The sequence below is a fragment of the Streptomyces sp. NPDC007162 genome, from assembly GCF_040634175.1.
Taxonomy (GTDB): domain Bacteria; phylum Actinomycetota; class Actinomycetes; order Streptomycetales; family Streptomycetaceae; genus Streptomyces.
Genome location: NZ_JBEYFC010000017.1, coordinates 18,027 through 38,910, shown reverse-complemented (window position 1 = coordinate 38,910; position 20,884 = coordinate 18,027). Strand labels below are relative to the sequence as shown.

Annotated in this window: 15 protein-coding genes and 1 pseudogene; 7 read left to right on the top strand and 9 right to left on the bottom strand. The window is 73.0% G+C overall.

Translation table 11 applies throughout. The features are described 5' to 3' along the window. Positions 1-830 precede the first annotated feature (830 nt). The 3 genes from ABZ646_RS03835 to recA form a co-directional block, all read right to left on the bottom strand. A complete protein-coding gene (locus ABZ646_RS03835; protein WP_360512626.1) occupies positions 831-3,353 on the bottom strand; it encodes an ABC transporter permease in 2,523 nt (840 codons plus the stop codon). A gap of 116 nt (positions 3,354-3,469) precedes the next feature. Beyond that, positions 3,470-4,258: a recombination regulator RecX gene (recX, locus tag ABZ646_RS03830; protein WP_360512624.1), complete on the bottom strand. Its 789-nt coding sequence runs from the start codon at positions 4,256-4,258 to the stop codon at positions 3,470-3,472. A 4-nt stretch (positions 4,259-4,262) separates the two neighbouring features. After that, entirely contained in the window at positions 4,263-5,393 is a 1,131-nt protein-coding gene (recA, locus tag ABZ646_RS03825; RefSeq protein WP_360512622.1) for a recombinase RecA, read from the bottom strand. Between the two features lie 415 nt (positions 5,394-5,808). Between recA and ABZ646_RS03820 the strand changes: the two genes are divergently transcribed. The 3 genes and pseudogenes from ABZ646_RS03820 (at position 5,809) to ABZ646_RS03810 (ending at position 8,329) form a co-directional block, all read left to right on the top strand. After that, on the top strand, positions 5,809-6,084 hold the full coding sequence (locus ABZ646_RS03820) for a polyprenyl synthetase (RefSeq protein WP_360512621.1): 276 nt from the start codon (positions 5,809-5,811) through the stop codon (positions 6,082-6,084). Then, positions 6,077-7,129 carry a polyprenyl synthetase family protein gene (locus tag ABZ646_RS03815; RefSeq protein WP_360512619.1) on the top strand — a complete coding sequence of 351 codons (1,053 nt, stop codon included), beginning with the start codon at positions 6,077-6,079 and terminating at the stop codon, positions 7,127-7,129. The genes ABZ646_RS03820 and ABZ646_RS03815 overlap by 8 nt, the downstream gene beginning before the upstream one ends. A 62-nt stretch (positions 7,130-7,191) precedes the next feature. Then, positions 7,192-8,329: pseudogene (locus tag ABZ646_RS03810) on the top strand (oxygenase MpaB family protein). A gap of 269 nt (positions 8,330-8,598) precedes the next feature. Here ABZ646_RS03810 and ABZ646_RS03805 read toward each other — a convergent pair. After that, positions 8,599-9,852 carry an AI-2E family transporter gene (locus ABZ646_RS03805; RefSeq protein ID WP_360512617.1) on the bottom strand — a complete coding sequence of 418 codons (1,254 nt, stop codon included), beginning with the start codon at positions 9,850-9,852 and terminating at the stop codon, positions 8,599-8,601. Positions 9,853-9,912: 60 nt separating this feature from the next. Continuing rightward, positions 9,913-10,110 carry a DUF3046 domain-containing protein gene (locus ABZ646_RS03800; protein ID WP_360512615.1) on the bottom strand — a complete coding sequence of 66 codons (198 nt, stop codon included), beginning with the start codon at positions 10,108-10,110 and terminating at the stop codon, positions 9,913-9,915. An 80-nt stretch (positions 10,111-10,190) separates the two neighbouring features. On the opposite strand from ABZ646_RS03800, the gene ABZ646_RS03795 reads away from it, so the two are divergent. Continuing rightward, positions 10,191-11,135, top strand: coding sequence for a hypothetical protein (locus ABZ646_RS03795; RefSeq protein WP_360512613.1), 945 nt, complete (start codon positions 10,191-10,193; stop codon positions 11,133-11,135). Positions 11,136-11,143: 8 nt separating this feature from the next. On the opposite strand, the gene ABZ646_RS03790 is transcribed toward ABZ646_RS03795, so the two are convergent. Genes ABZ646_RS03790 through ABZ646_RS03780 form a run of 3 tightly spaced genes read right to left on the bottom strand, consistent with a single transcriptional unit; the run spans position 11,144 to position 13,057 of the window. After that, a complete protein-coding gene (locus ABZ646_RS03790; protein ID WP_360512611.1) occupies positions 11,144-11,452 on the bottom strand; it encodes an AzlD domain-containing protein in 309 nt (102 codons plus the stop codon). Continuing rightward, positions 11,449-12,195: an AzlC family ABC transporter permease gene (locus ABZ646_RS03785; RefSeq protein ID WP_360512609.1), complete on the bottom strand. Its 747-nt coding sequence runs from the start codon at positions 12,193-12,195 to the stop codon at positions 11,449-11,451. The genes ABZ646_RS03790 and ABZ646_RS03785 overlap by 4 nt, the downstream gene beginning before the upstream one ends. Before the next feature lie 10 nt (positions 12,196-12,205). Continuing rightward, positions 12,206-13,057 (bottom strand): AraC family transcriptional regulator, encoded by an 852-nt coding sequence (locus ABZ646_RS03780; RefSeq protein WP_360512607.1) that lies wholly within the window; start codon positions 13,055-13,057, stop codon positions 12,206-12,208. A 183-nt stretch (positions 13,058-13,240) separates the two neighbouring features. Between ABZ646_RS03780 and ABZ646_RS03775 the strand changes: the two genes are divergently transcribed. The 3 genes from ABZ646_RS03775 to ABZ646_RS03765 all read left to right on the top strand — a co-directional run bounded on the left by ABZ646_RS03775 (position 13,241) and on the right by ABZ646_RS03765 (position 19,938). Beyond that, positions 13,241-18,238: an ATP-dependent helicase gene (locus ABZ646_RS03775; protein ID WP_360512605.1), complete on the top strand. Its 4,998-nt coding sequence runs from the start codon at positions 13,241-13,243 to the stop codon at positions 18,236-18,238. Positions 18,239-18,322: 84 nt separating this feature from the next. Beyond that, positions 18,323-19,141 carry a DNA-formamidopyrimidine glycosylase family protein gene (locus tag ABZ646_RS03770; RefSeq protein ID WP_360512603.1) on the top strand — a complete coding sequence of 273 codons (819 nt, stop codon included), beginning with the start codon at positions 18,323-18,325 and terminating at the stop codon, positions 19,139-19,141. A gap of 32 nt (positions 19,142-19,173) precedes the next feature. Further along, positions 19,174-19,938 carry an SDR family NAD(P)-dependent oxidoreductase gene (locus tag ABZ646_RS03765; protein ID WP_360512601.1) on the top strand — a complete coding sequence of 255 codons (765 nt, stop codon included), beginning with the start codon at positions 19,174-19,176 and terminating at the stop codon, positions 19,936-19,938. Positions 19,939-20,265: 327 nt separating this feature from the next. On the opposite strand, the gene ABZ646_RS03760 is transcribed toward ABZ646_RS03765, so the two are convergent. Continuing rightward, complete coding sequence (locus ABZ646_RS03760; RefSeq protein WP_360512599.1) at positions 20,266-20,736, bottom strand: DNA starvation/stationary phase protection protein; 471 nt, start codon at positions 20,734-20,736, stop codon at positions 20,266-20,268. Between the last annotated feature and the right edge of the window lie 148 nt (positions 20,737-20,884).

Sequence of the window (20,884 nt, the reverse complement as noted above, 5' to 3'; positions counted from 1 at the left end):
TTCCGTTCCAACTGCATTCCGGTTGGCCGCCAATCTCGCCTGAACCGTTCAGAGACCATCCGCAGGAAGGCGAAGCGCGCTGTCATACGGGCCGGGCGGGATGTGAAGGGTGGCGGTGTCGCAGTCGCCCAAGCGGAGCACGTTGTCCCTGCGGTGCGGGCTGAGCGCGGCGACGTCGTCAGGGTTCACCTCCCGGCCTTGGGCGGCCATCTGGCGAAGTGCGTCGGTCGACAGGACATCTAGACCGCGCGCTTCTCGACGGTCACGGTGAGGGAATCGCCCAGGCCAACCTCGGCCTGGCCCTGCTCGACCTGGGACGGTTCGAGGAGGCGATCCCCCCGGCGTCGGGCGGTCGCGATGCACGATTACTCCGGCGACTTCAACCGCCAGGGCCGCGCCCTGCTTGACTTGGCAGGGCCCTGCGTGGTGCCCACCGCCCCGCCGCGGCACTGGCCGCCCACGAACAGGAAGTCGCCCGCCTCCGCGACCGCACCAGGAAGCGGGTACCCGCCTCGACTCCACTACGCGGGGCAGCCGGTGCCCTGTGTCGGCAGGGTAAGCGGCTTGGAAGGCCCTCATCGTCGGATCGACGAACATCACCACACACACCAACAACCCGGCAGACCTATGTGGTCACAGCACTAGCGACCCGACTGCCGTACGCCGGGCCGCACTACGGGGGTCCGGCCCGGGCGGCGTCACCACGACCCTCGACGAGGGCGGCGAGCCCGTCGAGCACGCGCCCGAGACCGAACTCCCAGGCGTGCGCGGGCCAAGTCGTCGACTGGAACGCCCCCGACGGCCACTGAGCGGCGGACCGAGGGCCCTCCTCAGTCCTTCGCCGTCGCCACCGTCACCGCCGGCACCCGTAGGGCCACCCGCCCGGGCAGGGCCGCGGCCACCAGGGCGAGCAGCGCGGCGGTCGCGACGACGGTCACGTACAGCAACGGCGTGACCGTCGGCGCGGCCCGTCCTGTCATTCCGACGCTGAACGCGGTCAGTACGGCGAGCGCGATGCCGCTGCCGAGCGCCGTGGCCAGTGTCAGCACCGAGAGCACCTCCGTGCGCAGCATCCGCAGCACCTGCCGACGGGTCGCGCCGGCCAGTCTGAGCAGCGCGAACTCGCGGACGCGGTCGGTGACCGACATGGCGAGCGTGTTGACCACGGCGATGGCGGTGAAGGCCAGCACCAGCCCCATGGCCAGGTAGTTGACCTCGGCGTTGTCCTGCTGCCGACTGGCCTGGAGGGAGTCCGCCGCGGTCGGCGAGAGAATATCGAGCCCCGGGAACTTACGGAGCGTAGTCGCGAGTTGTGCTTGTGTACGGGCTGTGCTGACGAGGACGGAGGAGGCGAGCGGGTTGTCCACATGGAGTGCGACGAGATCGTGGGCGAAGGTGAGGTCGCCGAAGCCGAGACCGCGGGCGTAGACGGCGGCGACGGTGAGCGTGGCGGGCGTGCCGTCGCCGAGGGTGAGTCTCAGGGTGCTGCCGGGCCTCAGGTGGTGCTGTCCGGCGGCCAGTTCGCTGACCGCGACGGTGCGGTCGGTGAGCCGGCCGAGGGAGCCGGCGGTGACCTCGGGGTCCCAGGTGCGCGTGAGCCCTTCGGGGGTGACGCCCTGGGCCGGGTACTTGTCGAGTCCGATGCGGACGGTCGTGCGGACCACTTCGGTGACGACGTCGTGGTGGGCGCGCAGCCGCCGTGCCGCCTCGGCCGGTACGCCCGGTCCCCGGGCGGCGACGACCCAGTCGGCGGTGACTCCGGCGCGGCTCTGGGCGCGGGCGGCGTCGGCGAGGGTCGACTGGACGAACAGCACGGTGCAGGTCATGCCGACGAGCAGGGTGAGGGGGGTGACGACGGACGCCATCCGGACGGCGTTGCCGCGCAGGTTGGCGGTGGCGAGCCGGCCGCCGTGACCGGTGAGCCGCAGAGGGCCGGCGAACAGCAGCGTGGCTGCCCTGACCAGCAGCGGGCCGAGCAGGGCGACGGAGGTGGCGAGGACCACGACGGCGAGGAAGGTGACGGGAGTCGACGCGGGCTCGGTGCGCAGGGAGGTGAGCAGGACGACGAGGACGGCTCCGCCGGCGAGCAGCAGCAGGCCGGCGGCGATCCGTCCCGGGGCGGGCCGGGCGGGCTCGACCCTGGACTCGGCCAGCGCCTCGGTCGGCCGGATCCGGCTGATCCGCCGGGAGGCGATCCGGGCGGCCCCCCAGGCGCCGGCCAGGGTCGCGGCGAGGGCGGCGAACGGCGGGAAGACACCGGTGGCGTGCTGAAGCGTGGCGGGTACGGCACCCAGGGCGACGAACCTGCTCTGCAGCCAGGCCCCGAGGGGCAGTCCGAGGAGCGCGCCCAGGGTGCCGGCCAGGGCGCCGACGACCAGCGCCTCCCGGCCCAGCAGCCGGCGGATCTGCCCGGGGGTGGCGGCGATGGCGCGCAGCAGGGCGAGTTCGCGGTGGCGTTGCTGGACGGTGAGCGCGAAGGTGCCCACGACCACCAGGATCGCCACGAGCAGTGAGGTACCGCCCATGGCGGCGCCCATGCTGACCAGCCGGACCCTGGCGGAGGCAGCGTCGAGGAACTCAACGGAGCCGCGCGCGTCCCCGGTGGAGACCTGTGCGGTGGTGCCGGCCAGCGCCCGCTTCACGGCCTGCTCCAGCCGGCCGGGGTCGGTGCCCTGCGCGGGCAGCACACCGAACGCGGTGACCTGCCCCGGGTGCGCGGCCAGCCTGCGCGCCTCGGCAGCGGAGAAGAAGAGGGACGTCTGATGGCGCACGTCCGTGGCCGGGGCGGCGATTCCGGTGATCCGGTAGGCGCGCGGGGTCTGCGTCGACTGCACGGTGAGCAGGTCGCCGGGCCGCAGCCCGGCACGGGCGGCGAGGTCGCGGTCGACGACCAGGTCGGTGGCGGCCCGCGGGGCGGTGCCGGTGACCAGCCGGTACGGGGTGAGCGCGGCGGACTCCCAGGCGTGTCCGTAGGCGGTACGGCTGCCCGTCGGGGTCGACGGCTGTGCGAGGAAGGTCAGTTCGGGCACGACACGGGCGACACCGGGCGTGCGGGCGATCCGGGCGGCCAGGTCCGTCGGCAGCCAGGCACGTTCGGCGATGGCCTTCGCCTTGTGCTTGACCTTGGCCTTGCCGTGCTGGTGCTTGACGGTGGTCCGGTGGACGTTCTGGTCGCCGGAGACCACGACGGGCGCCGCCGCGTAACGCTCGGTACGGATCGTGCCGCGCAGCCCGGTGTCGAGGAGGGTGCCGCAGGCCGCGATCAGCGCGGCCGCGCACAGCAGGGCGAGAAAGGCACCGAGGAAGGCGGCCTTGCGGGCGCGGACGGTCTTGAGTGCGTAGCGCAGCATCATGGCGTACACCGTCGTGCACCTGGTGGTCCTGGGGCACTGCGGTGGTCCGGCGTCTTTGCCGGGGGTTAACCCCACCCTGTCGGCGCGCACCGCCCTATTCCAGATCTGACTTCCTGTCAGAAGTCGTCGCCCGCCAGGAACTCCGTTTCCTCGCCCTCCTCCAGGGCCCGCCGGACGACTCTGAGGGCCATGCCCTCGGAGTACCCCTTGCGGGCGAGCATGCCGGCGAGGCGGCGGATGCGCCTGTCGCGGTCGAGTCCCCGGGTGGCGCGGAGTTTGCGGGCGACCAGTTCGCGGGCCGTCTCCTCCTCCTGCTCGGAGTCGAGTTGGCCGACGGCGTCGTCGATGAGCGCGGAGTCGACGCCCTTGGTGCGCAGTTCCCTGGCGAGTGCCCGCCGGGCCAGGCCCCGGCCGTGGTGCCGGGACTCCACCCAGGCGTCGGCGAACGCGCCGTCGTTGATCAGCCCGACCTCTTCGAACCGCGACAGCACCTCCTCGGCGACGTCGTCCGGGATCTCCCGCTTGCGCAGGGCGTCCGCGAGCTGTTTCCGGGTGCGCGGGGTCCCGGTGAGCAGGCGCAGACAGATCGCCCGCGCCCGCTCAGCCGGGTCCGCTGGAGACTCCCCCTGCTCGGCCCTCGACAAGGAGGAGGAGCCCCCGTCCTCACCGGACGGCTCCCCGAAGCCGCGCCGACGGCGCGTCCCGGGCTTCCGCGAGCCACGGCCGGGTGTCCCGTGACCGCAGTTCCCGTCCGGACCGTCGTATGCCCCCTCGCCTCCGTGCCCGCCTGTGCCGTGGGCCTCCTCGCCGTCCCCGGTGGAGCCCGGGTGGCCCCCGGTGCCCCTCCCCCGTGGGGCACCGGGGGACGTGTACTCGTGGTCGGCCCAGTCGGTTCGTCGTGTCACGGCGTCAGATCTTGGCGGTGGTGGCCTTGGGCTTGGTGACCTTGGCGGCGGCCGGGGCGGGCACCGTCTTCGCCGCGTCGTCCGCGGCCGCGGTGGTGACCGCCGCGTCTGCGCCCGGCTCGGCGGCGGGCTCCTGCGGCCGGACACCGACGCCCAGCTTCTCCTTGATCTTCTTCTCGATCTCGTTGGCCAGGTCGGGGTTGTCCTTGAGGAAGTTGCGGGCGTTCTCCTTGCCCTGGCCGAGCTGGTCGCCCTCGTACGTGTACCAGGCGCCGGCCTTGCGGACGAAGCCGTTCTCCACACCCATGTCGATCAGGCCGCCCTCGCGGCTGATGCCCTGGCCGTAGAGGATGTCGAACTCGGCCTGCTTGAAGGGCGGTGCGACCTTGTTCTTGACGACCTTCACGCGGGTGCGGTTGCCGACCGCCTCGGTGCCGTCCTTCAGGGTCTCGATGCGGCGGATGTCGAGGCGCACCGAGGCGTAGAACTTCAGCGCGCGGCCACCGGTCGTGGTCTCCGGGGAGCCGAACATCACACCGATCTTCTCGCGGAGCTGGTTGATGAAGATCGCGGTGGTCTTGGACTGGTTGAGCGCGCTGGTGATCTTCCGCAGCGCCTGGCTCATCAGACGGGCCTGCAGACCGACGTGGCTGTCGCCCATCTCGCCCTCGATCTCCGCGCGCGGCACGAGCGCGGCGACGGAGTCGATGACGATGAGGTCGAGAGCGCCGGAGCGGACCAGCATGTCCACGATCTCCAGGGCCTGCTCGCCGTTGTCCGGCTGGGAGAGGATCAGGTTGTCGATGTCGACGCCGAGCTTCTGCGCGTACTCGGGGTCGAGGGCGTGCTCCGCGTCCACGAACGCGACCTGGCCGCCGGCCTTCTGGGCGTTGGCCACGGCGTGCAGGGTCAGGGTCGTCTTTCCGGAGGACTCCGGGCCGTAGATCTCCACGACGCGGCCACGCGGCAGGCCACCGACACCGAGGGCGACGTCGAGCGCGGTCGAGCCGGTCGAGATGACCTCGATGGGCTCCTTCGACCGCTCGCCCATGCGCATGACCGCGCCCTTGCCGAACTGCCGTTCAATCTGTGCGAGCGCGGCGTCGAGCGCCTTCTCGCGGTCGGTTCCTGCCATGGGTTCCACCCGGTTTGCTTGAGTCGATCGCTTCACGTCAAAGACGCTAACGCCTGCCACTGACAATGCGCCCCGACGTCGGTCCGGCCTGTGGATAACTCAGGGACATCTACGACGAAACCATGCCGAACTGTCGCTGAATTCCCCGTTGCGAGCCGTGCCGGAGCTTCCATGAGAATGGATGTTCGATTTTCGTGTCAAGCGCACCACGCGACACTCCCGCACTTCCCCGCACGGCACTCATCCACCCCGCACGGACGGCCTCCGAGGGCCCCGCTCCCGCCCGCGGCCCGCACTGTCTGGCGAAGGGGTCACCCACTCGTGAGTTTCCGCGTGACCGTGCCCGTCGTACCGCGATGCTCGAAGAGGCGGCCGGTGGACGGCGACGCCCTGTGTGCCATGAGTGGGAGAGCGCATGACACGTGAGACGGGACGACGTGGCCTGGACGAACAGGCTGTGCTGCTGGCGGCAGGGCTGGCAGACCTGGCGGTGAGCACCCTGGGTACCGCGCTGGGGACGGTGCGGGGACTGCTGCGCCGCTCGGACGCCGGGGCGCTGGCGGCGGAGGCCGAGCACGACCTCACCGCGCGGGGCCGACTGGCCCTGGACCGGTACACGGCCGTTCCCCCGGCCCATCTGGAGGTCCTCGCCCGGCACGCCCTCGCCCGGCGGGCCGCCGACCATGGCTGACCGCTGGAATCCGGGCGCCTTCAAGAGCCGGGTCGACGACGTACTGCGCCGCTTCGTCGCCCAGGAGGCCGATCTGTTCGCGGCGATCGACCCGCTCCTGGCCCCGGTGGCCGAGCAACTGGAAGCGGCGGTCACGGACGGCAAACGGCTCCGGGCGGCGTTCTGCTACTGGGGCTGGCGCGCCGTCGGCCAGCCGGACAGCGACGCGCTGGTGCGGGCGGCGGCCTCCATGGAGCTGGTGCACGCCGCTGCCGTCGTGCACGACGACCTCATCGACGACAGCCCGCTGCGCCACGGCCGCCCCACCCCGCACATCGCCCTGCGCGCCGCCGTGAAGGACCGTCCGCACTCCGACGACACCGCGCGGTCGCTGGCGATGCTCGTGGGCGATCTGCTGATGTCGCTGGCCGGACAGCTCTTCGCGACCTGCGGACTGCCCGCCGCCTACCTCGCCCGGGCCCGCCCCCTGTGGTCGTTGCTGGCCCGGGACCTGATCGCGGGCGAGTGCCTGGAGATCCTGCGCACCGGGGCCGGTCCGGACACCGCCGCCTCGCTGAAGGTGATCCGTTACAAGACCGCCAAGTACACCGTCGAGCAGCCTCTGCTGATCGGCGGCGCCCTGGCCGGAGCCGGCGAGCGGCTGCGCGAGGGGTTCTCCGCGTACGGGCTGCCGCTGGGTGAGGCGTTCCAGCTCCGCGACGACCTTCTCGGGCTGTTCGGGGCACCGGAACACACCGGTAAGGCGAACGCCGACGACGTGCGCGGCCACCGGCCCACGGCGCTGCTGGCGGAGACCTGGCGGCTCGCCCGCGACGACGACCGGGAGCGGCTGGAGGCGTTGCTCGGCAGCCGCGATCTGGACACGGCGGGCCTGGACACGGTCCGCGAGGTGATGTGCCGGCTCAGATCACCCGACCGGATCGAGCACATGATCGGCGCGCGGGTCACGGAAGCGCTCGACGCCCTCCACGAACTGGACGTGCCGGGTCCGGCCGCCGACGCGCTGACCGCGCTGGCTCGCTCGGCCACGGTCCGCCGGTCCTGAAGCCCACGGGGAAGACCTCGACGACAAGGAGCCCTGCCGTGACCACCCATACCGAGGCCTCGATGGACACCCTGCGGGACGCCGGTGACGAACTCGCCGACGCCACGGTCGCCGCGCTCTTCGAGCGTGGCGAGGTGGGCACGTTCAACACGCTGATGCGCTACGTCTCCACCGCGGGCGCGCCGCTGCCGGACGGACTGCCCGACGTCGCACGGGAGTACCTGGAGGCCACCCGGGTCCCGCCGTCCTGGGTGGACTGGGGCGAGATGGAGAAGGCCCGGCTGTTCTTCATCGACAACAACGTGCACATCTCGACCGCCCTGTCCTTCGCCTCCATGCCCGCCTGTTACGTCGTCCCGCGCGTGGCGAAGCTGCTGTCGGCCACCCACGGGCTGAACTACCCCTCCAAGCGCATGGCGGAGACGGGCCAGTTCACCGTCTACCTGATGCGGCCCGACGCCTTCGAGGCCGGCGGCCGTTTCGTCCCGGCCGCCCAGAAGGTGCGTCTGCTGCACGCCTCCATCCGGCATCACCTCGCGCGGGAGGACCGCTGGGACCGCGGCGCTCGGCACACCGATCTGCCAGGAGGACATGATCGGCGGTCAGATGTTCTTCTCGCTGCTGGTCCTGGACAGCCTGCACCGGCTCGGCATCCACCTGTCCACGGAGGGCGCGGAAGCGTACTACTACGCGTGGCGGGTGGTGGGCGCCATGCTCGGCGTCGACCAGGACGCCGTCCCCAAGACCCTCGACGAGGCACGTGCCTTCCTCGACCTGTACATGGTCCGTTCCATGGGCCCCTCAGAGGAGGGCGCGCATCTCACCCGGCAGCTCATCGACCTCTACGAGGAGGTAGTCCCCGGCACCTTCTTCGGCCCGATCGTCTCCGCCCTGATCCGCCATCTCGTCGGCGACACCTGCGCGGACTGGCTGGAGGTGCCGCGGACCCCCTGGGACACCGTCGTCAAGGCCGTACCGCATCTCCTCGGGATCCTGGAGAGCATCGAGGACCGCTCCCCGCTGGGCGCCTGGGCCCTGGACCGCCTCGGCCACCTCACCACCGTCCTGGAACTGTCCTCCCTCACCCGTGGCCGCGTCATGCACTACGCCATCCCCGAACACCTCAGGAAGGACTACGGCGTCCCGGGCGGCGTCCCCCGCAGCCGGCGCTGGACCCCGCCGGCCGCCACGGTCTCCTGACCGCTGCCTGCTCGGCGCGGCGTATGGCGGGTGTCCTGCACAGTCGGCGGCGAACACCAGGAGCAGCACGGTCCGCAACCGCTCCAGGGTCCTCAGATACGAGGTGCCCCAGGCGTCGTGGAGTGGGCTCCGCACGGGTGAGGACATGCTGGTGGAGGTCGGCGGGATCACCCTGCGGGCGTGGCGGCGGGTGCCCTCGCATCTCGACACTCACCTGCTGAGCGCGGCGGTCTTCGCCGGGCGGGCGGTGTCGCCGACCGCGGACCCCGTCAGGACGGGGTCTCCTCGGGCTCCTCGGCCGGCCGCTGCCATATCAGCCGCCGCGCGCGCGTGAGCAGCCCCGGGCCGGCCGTGCCGCGCCGCCGGTGCCCCTGCACACGCGGGTCGTCGGTGACGTCGTACCGCTTCACATAGGCGCCCAGGAAGGCCTGGAGCGTGGCGACCGCCGGGATCGCGATCAGGGCTCCGACGGCACCGAGGAGCGCGGTGCCCGCGATGACCGAGCCGAAGGCGACCGCGGGGTGGATGTCGACGGACTTGGAGGTCAGCTTGGGCTGCAGCATGTAGTTCTCGAACTGCTGGTAGATCACGACGAACACCAGCACCCACACCGCGTACAGCGGGTTGACGGTGAACGCGATCAGCATCGGCAGCGCGCCCGCGAGATAGGTGCCGATGGTGGGGATGAACTGTGAGACCAGGCCCACCCAGACGCCGAGCACGGGCGCGTAGGGCACGCCGAGAGCCTCCAGCAGGATGTAGTGGGCGATGCCGGAGATCAGCGCCATCACACCGCGCGAGTACAGGTAGCCGCCGGTCTTGTCGACGGCGATCTCCCAGGCGCGCAGCACCTCGGCCTGGCGGGCGGGCGGCAGCACGGAGCACAGGGTGCGGCGCAGCCGGGGGCCGTCGGCGGCGAAGTAGAAGGCGAACAGCCCGATCGTCAGCAGCTGGAACAGCCCGCCGAGCACCTGCCCGGACACGTCGAGCACACCGGCCGCGCTGTTCTGCGCGTACTTGCGCAGCCAGTCGGAGTGCAGCAGGCCCTCCTGGACGTCGACCCGTCTCACGTGGCTGTGGAAGGTCTCGTTGACCCAGTTGATGACCGAGTCCAGGTAGTCCGGGAAACCCTCGACCATCTTGATGATCTGGCCGGCCAGCATCGAGCCGAGCAGGGTGACGAAGCCCGCGACGGCGACCGCCAGGCCGAGGAAGACCAGGAAGGTCGCGAAGCCGCGGCGCATACCGCGCAGGGACATCCAGCTCACCGCGGGCTCGATGGCGAGCGCCAGGAAGAACGCGATGAGGATGTTGATCAGCAGGCCGGTGAGCTGGTGGAAGGCCCAGCTGCCCAGTTGGAAGGCGGCGATGAGGGCGAGTGCCAGCACCATGGCGCGTGGCAGCCAGCGCGGCATGCGGGCACCCAGCGGCGCGGCGCCGGGGGCCGTGGAGCCGTCGGGCTGCGTCGGGCCGGCCGGGGATGCGTGCTGGGCGGTGCGCCCGTCGTCGTCAGTGGGTGCCACGGTGCAAGTCTCGCCGACGCCACCGACAACGCGTGGCCCGTGTCCGGTCTCCGTGCACGCTCAGCGCTTCTCCCCCGGAACGTTCATGACCGCGCAGACCACGCGCCACACGTCCTTGGCCGCCCAGCCGGAGTCCAGCGCCTCGTGCACGGTCAGTCCGCCGAGCTCCGTCATCACATGATCGCGCGCGAAGGTGTCGGCGTACCCGGACGAACCGAAGTGTTCCGCCATCCGCTGCCAGAAGACCGTCAACCGCATGACACCAGTATCCCGCCCCTGAGAGTGGGCCGTGCCCGGGACCGCTCGCCGAGACCGCTTTCCGCCCTACGGTCTTTCGCATGTCCGAAACCGGAGCTTCCCCACTCCCCCCTACGCCCCCGGCGCGCTCCCCCCTCTTCCGCGCCGAACAGTTCATGTGGCTCACCGCGCGCGTGCTGGAGCAGCGTCTCTTCTCGTACCACTTCCTGAACGGCGGTCCCGATCCGGTGGAGACGGCGCTGGACGCCTACCGCACCGAGGACGGCGGCTACGGCCACGCCCTGGAGCCCGATCTGCGCGGTCCGGTGAGCCAGCCGCTGCACACGGCGCACGCGCTGCGCGTCCTGGACGCGATCGGGCGGTGCGGCGGGCAGCGGGTGGAGCGCGTGTGCCGCTATCTGACGTCCGTCTCCACAGCGGACGGAGCCCTGCCGGCGATCCGTCCGAGCCAGCGCGGCTATCCGGCGGCGCCGTTCGTCCCGGTCGTCGACGACCCTCCCAGTGAGCTCCTCGCCACCGGACCGGTGGTGGGCCTGCTGCACCGCAACGAGGTGTGGCACGCGTGGCTGTTCCGGGCCACGGACTTCTGCTGGGAGGCGGTGGAGTCCCTGGACAAGTCGCACCCCTACGAGGTGGAGGCCGCGGTCGCCTTCCTGGACTCGGTGCCCGACCGCCCGCGCGCGGAGGCGGCCGCCGACCGGCTGGGCCGCCTGGTGCGCGAGCATCGGCTGGCCGCGCTGGACCCGGGCCGCCTCGACGCGTACCCGGTCGCGCCCGGCTACGCCCCGGGCGAGCACCACTTCCCGCACGACTTCGCGAGGTCCCCGCACTCCCTCGCGCGCGCGTGGTTCACCGACGAGGAGATGGAGCGGTCCCTGGAGTTCCTCGCCGCCGAGCAGGCCGAGGACGGCGGCTGGCCGATCCGGTGGCGGCAGTGGGCACCGGCCGCCGCCCTGGAGGCCCGCCCACTGGTGACGATCGAGGCGTTGCGCACCCTCAGGGCGTACGGCCGCTTCGTGGGGTGACCGGTCTCTCAGCCGGTCACGGCGCGCAGTCCCGCCGTGACCGCCACGGCGACGCCCACGACGACCAGGAAGGGCGCGCGCAGCGACAGCGCCACGGCCGCCGCCCCGACCCCGGCGGCCCGGGCGTCCAGCACCAGCGTGTGCCCGTGGGCGAAGGTCTGCTGGGCCGTGAGCGCGGCAAGGAGGGCCACCGGCAGCAGGGCGGCCAGCCGCCGTACCACCGGCCGCTCCAGGGCGCCGGCGGGCACCAGCAGCCCGGCGAGCTTGACGGCGTAGCAGCCGACGGCGGTCGCACCGATCGCGATCCAGAAGTTCACCGGGTCTCCTCGGGTGCGTCGTCGCGGGTACGGCGGGTCCGGCGGCCGGAGACGAACAGGGCGGCCGGCGCCGCCAGCGCGGCCACCAGGACCGGGACGCCGGCGGGCAGCACGGGCAGCAGGCCGAGCCCGAGCAGTACCGCGAGGCCGGCCACCGCGCGGTCGGTCGTGGTCTTCAGCATGGGGGCGAGCAGCGCCAGGAAGACGGCGGGTCCGGCCGCGTCCAGGCCCCAGGCGTCGGTGTTGCCGACGGCTTTGGCGCCGAGCGCGCCGAGCAGGGTGGTGAGGTTCCACAGCACGTACAGGCTCAGCCCGGTGACCGTGAAGCCGATCCGGGCGGCGCGCCGCGTCGGCTGGGCGAGGGTCACCGCGGTGGTCTCGTCGATCACCCACTGGGCGGCGAACGGCCGTACCGCGCGCGGGAGGGCGAGCATCTGGGACAGCCGCAGCCCGTAGAACGCGTTGCGCACCCCCAGGAAGAAGGCACCGGCCGCCGCGGTGAGCGGGTTGCCGCCCGCCGCGAGCGCGCCGACCAGGGCGAACTGGGAGGCGCCGGTGAACACCAGGAGGCTGAGCGCGCAGGTCTGGAGCAGGCCGAGCCCGCTGCCGGCCGAGGTCACCCCGAAGGCGAACCCGGACAGTCCTACGGCGACGCCGACGCCGAGGGCGTCCCGGACGACGGCGGAGTCCGGCTTCGGCCCGCGTTCGCCGTGTATGTCTGCGAGTGCTGTCTGCTGTGCCACGCCCAGGACGTTACGGGGACCCTCGCCGCGCGTCTTGTACGTTCTTGCGCTCGCGTTGGTAGGCGCCGGGCGGGACGCCGACGATCCGGGTGAAGTGGCGGTTGAGGTGCGGCTGGTCGGTGAAGCCGACGGCGACGGCCGCGTCGGCGGGGGCCGTGCCCGCGTCGAGCAGCAGCCGGGCCCGGCGCACCCGGGCGTCGGTCAGCCAGGTGTGCGGTGGCATGCCGTAGGCGTCGCGGAACGCCCGCAGCAGCGCGAAGGGGCTGCTGCCGAGGCCGGTGGCGAGGCCTTCCAGGGTCGGCGGCTCGGCCATCCGTTCCTCCAGCACGGCACGCGCGCGTGCGGCGAGCCGGGCGCCGGCGGTACGGACCGGGCGCTGCGGCAGCGGGCCGCCGTTGAGCCGCAGCAGCCTGGTCACGGCGACGCGCAGCAGGGTGTCGGCGGCGAGCGCGTTGCCCTCGTCGGCGGCGCGCAGCACCCGGTGCACCAGGGCGACGGAGTACGGATCGTCGAGCATCGGGCTGACGAAGCCGGGGGTGCCCCGGATCGCGGTGGTCTCGGCGGCGATCGCGGCCACCAGGTCGGGCGCCGGGTAGACCGCTCCGTACCGCCAGCCCTCGGGCACTCCGGCCCGGCCGGTGTGCGCGGTGTCGGGATTGACGAGCGCGAGCGCCCCGGTTCCGACGGTCACGTCCGAGCCCCGGTGCCGGAAGACCTCGACCCCGTCCGCGATCCCGGCGATCACGAAGTGCTCGTGGGTGTGCCGGACGAAGGTCTTCCGGATGTACCGGGCCCGCAGCAGGTCGACGTCGGGCAGTGCCTCGTACCGCCAGTGCCGCGCCCGCTCACCCAATCCGCTCATACGACCATTGTCGGCCGCACCCTCGCCCTCGACCTGCTCCAAGCGTCCCACGCCCCACCGCCCACTCCCGCCTCGTCACCTCGGCCACCGCGCACCCCGCCGCCCGCCGCGCTCCCACCCACCCTGTCATCGGCGTTTGCGCAGGTCAGGTCGATTGTCGGTGGTCGGGTGCAGGATGGACCCATGGCGAAATCCGCTCACCGAGCCCTCGACGGCTTCTCCCCCGCGACCCGCGGCTGGTTCACGGGGGCGTTTTCCGCGCCCACCGCGGCCCAGGCGGGCGCGTGGCAGGCCATCGGCGCAGGCTCGGACGTGCTGGTGGTCGCCCCGACCGGCTCCGGCAAGACGCTGGCCGCCTTCCTCGCCGCCCTGGACCAGCTGGCCTCCACCCCACCGCCGGCCGACCCGAAGAAGCGTTGCCGGGTGCTGTACGTGTCGCCGCTGAAAGCCCTCGCCGTCGACGTCGAGCGGAACCTGCGCAGTCCGCTGACCGGCATCCGCCAGGAGTCCGTCCGCCTCGGCCTGCCCGAGCCGGAGGTGAAGGTCGGCATCCGCTCCGGCGACACCCCGGCCGCCGAGCGCCGCGCCCTGTCCACCCGCCCGCCGGACATCCTGATCACCACTCCGGAGTCCCTGTTCCTGATGCTGACGTCGGCCACGCGCGACGCGCTGACGGGCATCGAGACGGTGATCCTGGACGAGGTGCACGCGGTGGCCGGCACCAAGCGCGGGGCGCATCTCGCACTCTCCCTGGAGCGGCTGGACGAGCTGCTGCCGAGGCCCGCCCGCCGCATCGGCCTGTCCGCGACCGTCCGCCCGGTCGACGAGGTGGCCCGCTATCTGTCGCCGCGCCGCAAGGTGGAGATCGTCCAGCCCGAGTCCGGCAAGGAGTTCGACCTCTCCGTGGTCGTGCCGGTCCAGGACATGGGCGAGCTGGGCGGCTCCCCGGCCCGCGACGGTGCCGAGGGAGCGGAGAAGCCGTCGATCTGGCCGCATGTGGAGGAGCGGATCGCCGACCTGGTGCAGGCCCACCGCTCCACCATCGTGTTCGCCAACTCCCGCCGGCTGGCGGAGCGGCTGTGCAACCGGCTCAACGAGATCGCCTACGAGCGGGTGACCGGCGAGCCCCTGGACGAACACCATTCCCCGGCCGAGCTGATGGGCGGCTCGGGCGCGGCCCAGGGCGCCCCGCCGGTCATCGCCCGCGCGCACCACGGTTCGGTCTCCAAGGAGCAGCGCGCGCTCGTGGAGGAGGATCTCAAGGCCGGCCGGCTGCCCGCGGTGGTGGCCACCTCCAGTCTCGAACTGGGCATCGACATGGGCGCGGTGGACCTGGTCGTCCAGGTCGAGTCCCCGCCGTCGGTCGCCTCCGGACTGCAGCGCGTCGGCCGCGCGGGACATCAGGTCGGCGCGGTCTCCACCGGTGTGGTCTTCCCCAAGTACCGCGGCGACCTGGTGCAGGCGGCCGTGGTCACCGAGCGGATGCGCACCGGCTCCATCGAGTCCCTCCGGGTCCCCGCCAACCCTCTGGACGTGCTCGCCCAGCAGCTGGTCGCGATGACCGCCCTGGACACCTGGCAGGTGGACGACCTGCTGACGACGGTCCGCCGCGCGGCCCCCTTCGCCTCCCTGCCGGAGTCGGCGTTCACGGCGGTCCTGGACATGCTCGCGGGCCGCTATCCGTCGGACGCGTTCGCGGAGCTGCGCCCGCGGGTGGTCTGGGACCGGGTCGCGGGCACGGTCACGGGCCGCCCGGGCGCCCAGCGGCTCGCCGTCACCTCCGGCGGCACCATCCCCGACCGCGGTCTCTTCGGTGTCTTCCTCGCCGGTGCCGACCCCAAGAAGGGTGGCGGCCGGGTCGGTGAGCTGGACGAGGAGATGGTCTACGAGTCCCGGGTCGGCGACGTCTTCACCCTCGGCACCAGCTCCTGGCGGATCGAGGACATCACCCGCGACCGGGTCCTGGTCTCCCCCGCGCCCGGCGTCCCCGGCCGGCTGCCCTTCTGGAAGGGCGACCAGCTGGGCCGCCCGCTCGAACTGGGCCGCGCGGTCGGCGCGTTCCTGCGCGAGGTGGGTTCTCTCCCCAAGGACGACGCCCGGCTGCGCCTGCTGGCGGCGGGTCTCGACGCGTGGGCGGCGGACAACGTGCTGTCCTACCTGGACGAACAGCGCGAGGCCTGCGGCCACGTCCCCGATGACCGCACGATCGTCGTGGAGCGCTTCCGCGACGAACTGGGCGACTGGCGCGTGGTCGTCCACTCGCCCTTCGGGGCCCAGGTGCACGCCCCCTGGGCGCTGGCCCTCGGCGCCCGGCTGTCCGAGCGGTACGGCATGGACGCGCAGGTCATGCACGCGGACGACGGCATCGTGCTGCGGCTGCCGGACGCCGACCTGATGGGCCTGGACCTGCTGGACCAGGCCCCTGTGCGGGTCGGCAGCGAGTACGACGCCGAACAGGCCCCGGTCGGCGCGGCCGACGTCGCCTTCGACAAGGGCGAGGTCGACCGGATCGTCACCGACCAGGTCGGCGGATCCGCCCTGTTCGCCTCCCGCTTCCGCGAGTGCGCCGCCCGCGCGCTGCTGCTCCCGCGCCGCAACCCCGGCAGGCGCACCCCGCTGTGGCAGCAGCGCCAGCGGGCCGCCCAGCTCCTGGAGGTGGCGAGCGAGTTCGGTTCGTTCCCGATCGTCCTGGAGGCGGTCCGCGAGTGCCTCCAGGACGTCTTCGACCTGCCCGGCCTGGTCGAGCTGATGGGCGACCTGGAGTCCCGCAAGGTCCGCCTGGTCGAGGTCACCACCCCCGAGCCCTCCCCCTTCGCCCGCTCCCTGCTGTTCGGGTACGTCGCCCAGTTCCTGTACGAGGGCGACTCGCCGCTCGCCGAGCGCCGCGCGGCCGCGCTCTCCCTGGACTCGCGGCTGCTGGCCGAGCTGCTGGGCCAGGCGGAGCTGCGCGAACTGCTCGACGCCGAGGTCCTCACGGAGCTGGAGAGCGAACTCCAATGGCTCAGTGAGGACCGTCGGATCAAGGACCTGGAGGGAGTCGCCGACGTACTGCGGCTGCTGGGGCCGCTGACGGACGCCGAGTTGGCCGAGCGGGGCGCCGAACCGCAGTGGGCCCGGGACCTCTCCGGCGCCCGCCGGGCCATCAAGGTCCGTATCGGCGGCGCCGACCACTGGGCGGCGATCGAGGACGCGGGGCGGCTGCGCGACGCCCTCGGCACGGCCCTGCCGGTCGGCGTCCCCGAGGCGTTCACCGAGCCGGTGAAGGATCCGCTCGGCGACCTCCTCGCCCGGTACGCGCGCACCCACGGCCCGTTCACGTCGGCCACCGCTGCCGCCCGCTTCGGACTCGGGGTGGCGGTCACCGAAGGCGCGTTGCAGCGGCTCGCCGCGGGCGGGCGGGTCGTGCAGGGCGAGTTCCATCCGGCGGGCATCGGTCAGGAGTGGTGCGACGCGGCCGTGCTGCGCAGGCTGCGCCGCCGGTCCCTGGCCGCGCTGCGGCACGAGTTGGAGCCGGTGGCACCGGCCGCGCTCGCACAGTTCCTGCCGCAGTGGCAGCACATCGGCAAGGGGCACGGGCTGCGGGGCGTCGACGGGCTGGTGCGCGCCGTCGAGCAGTTGCAGGGCGCGTCCGTCCCGGCCTCGGCGCTGGAGAAGCTGGTCCTGCCGTCCCGGGTGGCCAACTACACGCCGTCCATGCTGGACGAACTCACCGCGGCAGGCGAGATCGTGTGGGCGGGCGCGGGCGCCCTGCCCGGCAAGGACGGCTGGGTCTCCCTGTATCTGGCGGACGCGGCCCCCCTGCTCCTTGCACCACCGCACCCACTGGAGCTGACGGCTCTGCACCAGTCCGTACTGGACGCCCTCTCCGGCGGCTACGGCCTGTTCTTCCGTCAGATCGCCGACCAGGTCCGGGCCACCACCCACCCCGACGCCACCGATCCCCAACTGGCGGACACGCTCTGGGACCTGGCGTGGTCGGGGCGGCTCACCAACGACACGCTGGCCCCGATGCGCTCCCTGCTGGGCTCCGGCCGTACCGCCGGGTCCACGGCCCACCGCGCCAAGCGCACCGTCCCGCGCGGCCGCTACGGCTCCCTGACGGCCGCCGCCCGCACGGCATCCCGTTCGGGTCCGCCGACCGTCGCCGGCCGCTGGTCCCTGCTCCCCGAGCCCGAGCCGGACACCACCGTGCGCGCCCACGCCCTGGCCCGCACCCTGCTGGACCGGCACGGTGTGGTGACCCGGGGCGCGGTCGCGGCGGAGGGTGTCGAGGGCGGTTTCTCGGCGGTGTACCGGATCCTGTCGGCGTTCGAGGAGAGCGGGCAGGCCCGCCGGGGCTATGTGGTCGAGGGTCTGGGCGCGGCCCAGTTCGCGATGGACGGAGCGGTCGACCGGCTGCGCGCGGTGTCCAATGCCCGCGAACGCGGCGAGGGCAGGCCCGGCACCGGCTTCCCGAACGGCACCGGCGGCGGCTTCGGAAACGGCACCGGCTTCGGGGACGGCGGCCTTACCCCTTCGGCCGCCTTCGGCGCCGAGGCGCCCGTCACCCCCCTCGGCCCCTTCGACGGAACCGGCCTCGCCGGGGTCGACGGCGACTTCACCTGGCCCCCCGAGCCGCCCACGGCCCCCGGCGACTACGTCTCCCCCAAGGACTTCGCCCCCGGCGGACCCTTCGCCGATTCCTCCGCCGACCCCTTTGCCGCCCCCGGCCACGGCGGCCCCCGGGGCGGCAGCCAGGTCACCCCCCACACCTACGGCAACCATCACACCCGCACCCCCGCAGGGCCCGACCCCAGAGCCGCGGTCCTCGCCGCGGCCGACCCCGCCAACGCCTACGGTGCCGCGCTCCCCTGGCCCGAGCCACCCACCGGCGCCGGGCACAAGCCGGGCCGCAAGGCGGGCTCGCTGGTCGTCCTGGTCGAGGGCGAGCTGACGCTGTACATGGAGCGGGGCGGCAAGACTCTGCTGGCCTGGCCCTCCGCCCCGGACACGGCCGCACCCGACGACCGGCGCCTGCGTACGGCGGCGGAGGCTCTCGCGGCGGCTGCCCGCGCGGGCAGCCTCGGCACGGTGACGGTGGAGCGGGTCAACGGCGCCGCGGCCCTGACCTCTCCGCTGGGCATCCTCCTGGAGGGGGCGGGTTTCATAGCGACCCCCCGCGGCCTTCGCCTACGGGCGTGAACGCCATGGACATCCGCCATGCTCACCGTGCGCCCCTCGCGCCCTCCGGGACCCAGCCCGGCACCCGCGTGCCACTCTTGACCCATGCCCGAGGGTGACACGGTCTGGCAGGCCGCACGGCGCCTGCACGACGCGCTCGCCGGCAAGGTGCTGGCCCGCAGCGACTTCCGGGTGTCCAGATACGCCACGGTCGACCTCGGCGGGCGTACCGTCCTCGGCACCGTGCCCCGTGGCAAGCACCTGCTGACCCGTTTCGAGGACGGCGTGACCCTGCACACGCACCTGCGGATGGAAGGCGCGTGGAAGGTCTACGGCACCGGGGAGCGCTGGAAGGGCGGCCCCGCCCACCAGATCCGGGTGGTCCTGAGCACCGTCGACCGCACGGCCGTCGGTTACCGCCTCCAGGTCCTGGAGCTCCTGCGCACGTGCGAGGAGGACGCCGCGGTGGGCCACCTCGGCCCCGACCTGCTGGGCCCGGACTGGAACCCCGAGCGCGCCCTCGCCAACCTCCTCGCCGACCCCGCCCGCCCGCTCGGCGAGGCCCTGCTCGACCAGCGCAACCTCGCCGGCATCGGCAATGTCTACAAGAGCGAGCTCTGCTTCCTGATCGGCGCCACTCCCTGGCTCCCGGTCGGCGCGCTCCCCGCCGACCGTGCCGCGCACCTCCCCCACCTCGCACAGCGGGTCCTGGAGGCCAACCGGGAACGCCCGGTCCGCCGGACGACGGGCCTGCGCAACCAGGACCTGTTCGTCTACGGTCGTGCGGGCCGCCCCTGCCTGCGCTGCCGCACCCCGATCCGCCTGGCCGACCAGGGCGACGGCTCCCGCGAACGCCCCACCTACTGGTGCCCGGTCTGCCAGACCGGGCCGGCTCCGGCCCGCAGCACACGCACGACCAATTGACGACCCGTCAGAAACGCTCGTACGGTCCCTTCATGCCAGTCAATGCGTACGACCTCACCGGACGCACCGCATTCGTCACCGGCGCCGCCAGCGGCATCGGCCGGGCCTCGGCCGTGCTGCTCGCCGAGGCGGGCGCGACCGTGCACTGTGGAGACCTGGACGCGGACGGACTGCACGGGACCGCCGCACTGATCAAGGAGGGCGGCGGCACCGCCCACACCCACACCCTCGACGTGACGGACCGGGCGGGGCTCGCACGGGCCGTACGGTCCTGCGAGCGGCTGGACATCATGGCGGCGGTCGCCGGGATCATGCACCGCAGTTCCGTCCTGGAGACCCGCGACGAGGACCTCGACCGGGTACTGGCCGTCAACTTCAAGGGCGTCCTGCACAGCTGCCAGGAGGCCGCGCGGCTGATGCTGGAGCGGCGGACCGGGGGCAGCATCGTCACCATGGCGTCCGGCGCGATCGACACCGGCGGCCCCGGCCTGCTCTGCTACGGCGCCGCCAAGGCGGCCGTGGTGCAGCTGACCAAGACGCTCGCGAACGAGGTCGGCGGGCAGGGCATCCGGGTCAACGCGGTCGCCCCGGGCTGGATCCGGACGCCCATGACCGACCGCGACGACAGTGCGCAGCAGCGGCGGACGGAGGCGGGGATGGCCCGGATGTCGCCGCTGGGCCGGGTCGGTGAGGCGGCGGACATCGCGCACGCCGTGCTCTATCTGGCCTGCGACGCCTCGTCGTTCATGACGGGCCAGATCCTGCGCCCGAACGGAGGGGTGGCGATGCCCTGGTAGGGCGCCGGCCCTGCCAGGCGGCCCGCCACCTGCCCGGGCCGAGGGCGCCCGTGGCCCGGGATCTCGGCACACAGTTCACCGGCAGCAGACTCAGCCCCCAGCCGCCCGCGGCCACGGTGGCCTCCAGCGCCCCGGCGCCGTCGGCGAACGTGATCCGCAGCACGGCCCACCACCACAGCGCCGCGAACCCCAGGGCAACCCCCCAGCGCATCATCCGCCCCATCTTGGCCGCCACCTCCAGCCGGACGCTAGAACGCCGCCCGGCCCACCGGGGAGGCGCACCGAGGGCTCACCGGTGCAACGGCCGTCGGCCGGCATCGGCCTCTGCTACGCGTTCTCCGCCTGGAACATCCAGTGATGCTTCTCCAGATCCGCCGTGACGGCGATGAAGATGTCCTGGGACACCGGATCCGGTTCCGCGGTCGCCGTGATCCGCTCCCGCATCCGGGCGATCACCGCGCCCAGCGCGTCCGCCAGGGCCGCCACCGCGTCCGAGTCCTTGACCCAGCCCGCGGGGGCCGCCGAGATACCGCTGCCCGCGGCCACCGTGGCCGCGCGTCCGTCCGGTGAGACACCCAGCGCGGACGCCCGTTCCGCGACCGTGTCGGAGTGCGTACGGGCCGAGTCGACCACTTCGTCGAGCTGGAGGTGGACGGACCGGAAGCGGGGGCCGACCACGTTCCAGTGGACCTGCTTGGCGACCAGGGCCAGGTCCACCAGGTCGACGAGGGCGCCCTGCAACGCCTCGGCCACGGTCTTCAGGTCCGCGTCGGACAGCGGACTCTTCACGACGTACATGCGTTCTCTCCGGTGGTCGGCCCCCTGTCACGTCTCTCCACGATGACCGCAGCACCGGGTACCGGCAAACGGACGCACCCCGGCGTCGGGCGCGCGAAGGCCCCGGCTGCGCCCTTCCAGGTTCCCCTGGGGAGGCACGGCCGGGGCC